Consider the following 5,795-nt stretch of genomic DNA (forward strand, 5'->3'; position numbering starts at 1 on the left):
CCGACTGGCAGGTGCGCGGACAGGACTTCCTCGGTCGGATCCAGACGGCTCGGCCGCGGATCGCATTTCCCGGACAGGTGGTACCCCAGCGATGACCCTCGGCGCCGATCTCAGCGACACCTTCCTCGGGAGCAGGATGCTCACCGAGGTGGTCCGGCTGCACGGATCCCTGCTCAACGCGCCGCTGCCCCTCGACCTGCCCGGCGTCGGTGCGCTGAGGGTCGGCCGCGAGCACATCATCGAGCAGCTCGAGGACTACATCATCCCGCGCCTCACCGAGATCGACGCGCCGCTGCTGGTGGTGGTCGGCGGCTCGACCGGCGCCGGCAAGTCGACCCTCGTCAACACCCTCGTCGGCAGCCGGGTCACCATCCCCGGCCTGCTGCGGCCCACCACGCGCTCGCCCGTCCTGGTCCACCACCCCGAGGACGGCCGCTGGTTCGGAGCCGACCGGCTCCTGCCGGAGCTCGCCCGGGTCAGCCAGGCCACCACCGACCAGTTCGCCATCCAGCTCGTGCCCAGCACCGCGGTGCCGCGGGGACTGGCCATCCTGGACGCCCCCGACGTCGACTCCGTCGACGAGCGCAACCGCGAGCTCGCCGCGCAGCTCCTCGCGGCCGCCGACCTCTGGCTCTTCGTGACCTCCGCGGCCCGCTACTCCGACCAGGTCCCGTGGGACCACCTGAAGAACGCCGTCGACCGCAACACCGCGGTCGCCCTCGTGCTCAGCCGCACGTCCGCCGAGGACGTCGCGACCGTCTCGGTCCATCTCGCCCGGATGATGGCGGCCCGCGGTCTGAAGGACAGCCCGCTGTTCGCCGTACCTCAGGGCGAGGTCAGCGAGGAGGGCCTCCTGCCCGCGTCGTACGGCACCGAGATCAAGGGCTGGCTCGAGGCGCTCGCCGCCGACGCCGCCGCCCGGCGTGACATCGTCAACCAGACCGTCGCCGGCGCCGTCCGCACGGTGACCCGCAAGGCGTTCCCGATCGCCGACGCCGTCGCGCTCCAGGTCGAGGCGGTGGGGGAGCTGCTCACCGTCGCCGACCGGGTGTACGACGACGCGCAGACCACGCTCCTCGCCGCGGGACGCGACGGCACCCTGCTGCGCGGCGACCTGCTGGCGCGCTGGCAGGAGTTCGTCGGCAGCGGCGAGCTCACCCGCACCCTGGAGGCCAAGGTCGGGTTCGTCCGCGAGCGGCTGGTCAACGCCATCAAGGGCAAGCCGCAGCAGGCCGAGCGGGTCGGCGTCGCGATCGAGATGGGGCTGGAGGCGCTCGTCGCCGACCATGCCGAGCGCGCGGCGGGAGCCGCCGCGGCGGCATGGCGCGAGCGGTCCTACGGCGAGGCGCTGCTGAGGTCGACGACCGACGACCTGACCCGCGCCGGGCGCGGGCTGCGCACGCGGGCCGAGCAGGAGATCCGGGCCTGGCACGACGAGCTCCAGGAGCTCGTCAAGCACGAGGCCGGCGACGCGCGGCACAGCGCACGCTTCCTCGCGCTCGGGGCCCGTGGACTCGCGGTCACCCTCGGCGTGGTGGCCCTGGCCGGCCCCGAGGTGCAGGGCTCCGCGGCGGACTCCGTGCGGCTGGGCCGCACCCTGCTGGAGAGCACGATCGGCGAGGCCGGTGCGGCGCGGGTGGTCGACCAGGCCCGCGGCACGCTGGCCCGCCGGCTGACCACGCTGATGAGCGCCGAGCGCGCCCGGTACCTCGCCCCGGCCGCGCAGTGGGAGCTCAAGCCCGACGCGCCCGACCAGCTCCGCCAGGCGGCGCGGCGCGTCGACGACCTGCGGTTCGCCGCTGCGAAGAAGGGGACGGGTGGACACCTGTGACTGCACCGCTGGCTGACGGGCCCGAGAGGGTCCCGGAGGACCTCGCGATCCGGCACACGCCGATCGCGTCCCGGGTCGACGGGCTCCGCGCGGCGGTCGAGGCGGCCCGGGGCCGGGTGGCAGACCCGGTGCTCGACGACGTGGCCGCGGCGGTCGAGAAGTCCACCGGCCGGCTGCGCCTCTCCGCGCGGCACACCGTGGTGGCGATCGCGGGCGCGACCGGATCGGGCAAGTCGTCGACGTACAACGCCCTCACCGGGCTCGAGCTGTCCTCGGTCGGCATCCGGCGGCCGACCACGTCGTGGGCGACCGCGGTCGTCTGGGGCAGCGAGGGCGCCGGCGAGCTGCTGGAGTGGCTCGGCATCCCTCCGCGCCACCAGACCATGCGCGACTCCATGCTCGACACGCGCTCGGAGTCGGAGTTCGACGGCGTCGTCCTGCTCGACCTGCCCGACCACGACTCCACCGAGGTCGCCCACCACCTCGAGGTCGACCGGCTCGTCGCCGTCGCCGACCTGATGGTGTGGATCCTCGACCCGCAGAAGTACGCCGACGCGGCCGTACACGATCGCTACTTCAAGCCGATGGGCACCCACCAGGACGTCATGCTCGTCGCCCTCAACCACATCGACACCGTCCCGGCGGATCGCCGGCAGGCGATGGTCGACGACGTGAGGAGGCTGCTCGCCGAGGACGGCCTCCCCGACGTCCCGGTGCTGCCGATCTCGGCACGCGAGGGCATCGGCATGGCCGAGCTCCGCGGCGAGATCCTGCGCCGGGTCCACGACAAGCGCAGCACCAGCCTGCGGGTCGAGGCCGACATCGCGGCCGCGGCCGGCCGCCTCGAGCAGGCTGGCGGTACGACGCCCGCGGGCGAGCTCCCCGCCCGCCGGGTCGAGGAGGTCGAGGACCGCCTCGCCGACGCCGCCGGCATCTCCGCCGTCGTCGACGGCATCGAGCGCACCGTCGGCGACCGCGCGCGCGGAGCCGTCACCTGGCCTCCTCTCGCCCTCCTGGAGCGGGGCGCGGAGGCGGCGCCCGGCGGACAGCCCGAGGTCGCGCCGCTCGATCGCGCCGCCGTCGACACCACGGTGCGCGCGCTCGCCGACGAGGTGTCGGCCGGCGTCGGCCCCGTCTGGGCGCCACCGACCCGCGACGCCGTCGCCACCCGGCTCGCGGCCATCGGCGACCGGCTCGAGAACGGACTGCGCGGCGTCGACCTCGCAGGCCGGCTGCCCGCGTGGGTCACCCTCGTCCGGATCCTCCACTGGCTGCTCCTCCTCGCCGCCGTGGGCGGGCTCGCCTGGTGGGCCGTCGCGGCCGTCCAGGGCACCCGTGACGACCTGCCCCGGGTCGCAGGTCTCCCGCTCCCCGCCGTGCTCGGCATCGGGGGCCTGGTCCTCGGGCTGCTGCTCACCGTGGTCGGGCGGATGCTCGTCCGCGGCCTCGCCCGGCAGCGCGCCGACCAGGCCGACGAGCGGCTGCGGGGCGTGGTCCACCAGGTCATCGAGAGCGACGTCGTGCAGCCGCTGCGCGCCGAGCTCGCGTCGTACGCCGCCTTCCGCCGCGGCGTGGAGGCCGCCCGCGGCTGAGACGCTGGATTCACCGATCTCCCGCTGCTCGCGACGCGGCAGATCGGTGAATCCGAGCTGAGCCTGCGCACCCGGTCCCAGGCGTCACATGATTGCCTGCAGGGGCCGTCGGTCGTCCACAGCCGGGTTTCTCCACCGGCGCTCTCCACAGCGCGCCGGCGCTGCGAGGCCGGACGTCGTACCGATGCCGTGCACTGGTCGTCGACCGGTCGCTCCCCGCGGCCGGCGCCGACGAGGGGAGATCCGATGAACCAGACGATGATCACCGTGCAGGGCTGGATCGGCACCACGCCGATGCTGCGAGAGGTCGCCGGCGTGCCGGTCCTCAACTTCCGGCTGGCGTGCACCCCGCGCCACTTCAACCGGACCACCGGCGCGTGGGTCGACGGCGAGACCCAGTGGTACGGCGTGAGCGCCTGGCGCCGCCTGGCCAGCAACGGCGGACCGTCGCTGCACCAGGGCGATCCGGTGGTCGTGCACGGCCGGCTCGACCACCGCACCTATGTCAACAAGAGCGGCGTGGAGGTGGTCTCGCTCGAGATCGACGCGATCACCATCGGCCACGACCTCACCCGGGGAGTGGCGACCTTCGTCAAGTCGGCCTCGTCCGGGGCGGCCGGCGACCCCGAGCGCGACGGCGCCGTCGCCGCTGCGTAGATTTGGGGTGTGGCTGACTACGTCCTCTCTCTGCGCAACGTTCGCAAGGCCCACGGCGACAAGGTGGTCCTCGACAACGTCACGCTGTCGTTCCTGCACGGCGCGAAGATCGGCGTGGTGGGCCCCAACGGCATGGGCAAGTCCTCGCTGCTCAAGCTGATGGCCGGCCTCGACCAGCCCAACAACGGCGACATCGTGCGCGACCCCGACGCCACGGTCGGCATGCTCCAGCAGGAGCCGCCGCTGACCGAGGGCAAGACGGTGCTGGAGAACGTCGAGGAGGCGGTCGCCGACACCAAGGCGAAGATGAAGCGCCTCGAGGACGCCTACATGGAGATGGGCGACCCCGACGCCGACCAGGACGCGCTCATGGCCGAGACCGGCGAGCTGCAGACCGAGCTCGACAACATGAACGCATGGGACCTCGACAGCCGCCTCGAGCAGGCGATGGACGCGCTGCGCTGCCCGCCCTCGGACGCCCTGGTCGACAACCTGTCCGGTGGTGAGCGCCGTCGCGTCGCGCTGTGCAAGCTGCTGCTCCAGCAGCCCGACCTCCTGCTGCTCGACGAGCCCACCAACCACCTGGACGCCGAGTCCGTCCAGTGGCTCGAGGGCCACCTCAAGTCCTACCCGGGCGCCGTCCTGGCCGTCACCCACGACCGCTACTTCCTCGACAACGTCGCCCAGTGGATCGCCGAGGTCGACCGCGGCTCGATCCACGGCTACGAGGGCAACTACTCCACCTACCTGGAGACCAAGAAGGAGCGACTCAAGGTCGAGGGCGCCAAGGACGCCAAGCGCGCGAAGATGCTGGAGAAGGAGCTCGAGTGGGTCCGCTCCAACGCCAAGGCCCGCCAGACCAAGTCCAAGTCCCGCCTCGCCCGCTACGAGGAGCTGGCCGCCGAGGCCGACAAGGCGCGCAAGATCGACGCCGCCGACATCAACATCCCGCCCGGCCCGCGGCTCGGTGACGTCGTCCTCGAGGCCGAGCACCTCACCAAGGGCTTCGAGGACCGGGTCCTGTGGAACGACATCTCCTTCACGCTGCCGCGCGCCGGCATCGTTGGCGTCGTCGGCCCCAACGGCGTCGGCAAGACCACGCTGTTCCGGATGATCACGGGCGGCGAGGAGCCCGACTCCGGCAAGCTCACCGTCGGGCAGACCGTCAAGATCTCCTACGTCGACCAGAGCCGCGGCGGCATCGACCCCAACAAGAACGTCTGGGAGGTCGTCTCCGACGGCCTGGACTTCATCAAGGTCGCCAACTTCGAGATGAACAGCCGCGCCTACGTCGCCTCCTTCGGCTTCAAGGGCCCCGATCAGCAGAAGAAGGCCGGCGTGCTCTCCGGCGGTGAGCGCAACCGCCTCAACCTCGCGCTCACCCTCAAGCAGGGCGGCAACATGCTGCTCCTCGACGAGCCGACCAACGACCTCGACGTCGAGACCCTGTCCTCGCTCGAGGACGCGCTGCTCGACTTCCCGGGCTGCGCCGTGGTCACCTCCCACGACCGCTGGTTCCTCGACCGGATCGCCACCCACATCCTCGCCTGGGAGGGCACGGAGGAGAACGAGGGCGAGTGGTTCTGGTTCGAGGGCAACTTCGCCTCCTATGAGGAGAACAAGATCGAGCGCCTCGGCCTCGAGGCCGCCCGCCCCCACCGCGTCACGCACCGCCGCCTGACCCGCGACTGAGCTGGATGGCGCGAGCGCGTCGT

At 72.5% G+C, this 5,795-nt stretch carries 4 protein-coding genes; all 4 read left to right on the plus strand.

What is annotated here, in order from left to right:
* Positions 1 to 91 precede the first annotated feature (91 nt).
* The 4 genes from FHP29_RS17055 (at position 92) to ettA (ending at position 5,772) form a co-directional block, all read left to right on the plus strand.
* Positions 92 to 1,831 (plus strand): GTPase family protein, encoded by a 1,740-nt coding sequence (locus FHP29_RS17055; protein ID WP_240044564.1) that lies wholly within the window; start codon positions 92 to 94, stop codon positions 1,829 to 1,831.
* The gene (locus FHP29_RS17060) at positions 1,828 to 3,423 is read left to right on the plus strand and encodes a GTPase (RefSeq protein ID WP_240044565.1); all 1,596 of its coding nucleotides are present in this window, start codon (positions 1,828 to 1,830) and stop codon (positions 3,421 to 3,423) included. Before FHP29_RS17055 ends, FHP29_RS17060 begins: the two co-directional genes overlap by 4 nt.
* Positions 3,424 to 3,669: 246 nt before the next feature.
* The gene (locus FHP29_RS17065) at positions 3,670 to 4,080 is read left to right on the plus strand and encodes a single-stranded DNA-binding protein (RefSeq protein WP_139624066.1); all 411 of its coding nucleotides are present in this window, start codon (positions 3,670 to 3,672) and stop codon (positions 4,078 to 4,080) included.
* A 9-nt stretch (positions 4,081 to 4,089) separates the two neighbouring features.
* Positions 4,090 to 5,772, plus strand: coding sequence for an energy-dependent translational throttle protein EttA (gene ettA / locus FHP29_RS17070; protein WP_139624067.1), 1,683 nt, complete (start codon positions 4,090 to 4,092; stop codon positions 5,770 to 5,772).
* Positions 5,773 to 5,795 lie beyond the last annotated feature (23 nt).

The sequence above is a fragment of the Nocardioides albidus genome, assembly GCF_006335005.1.
Lineage (GTDB): Bacteria > Actinomycetota > Actinomycetes > Propionibacteriales > Nocardioidaceae > Nocardioides > Nocardioides albidus.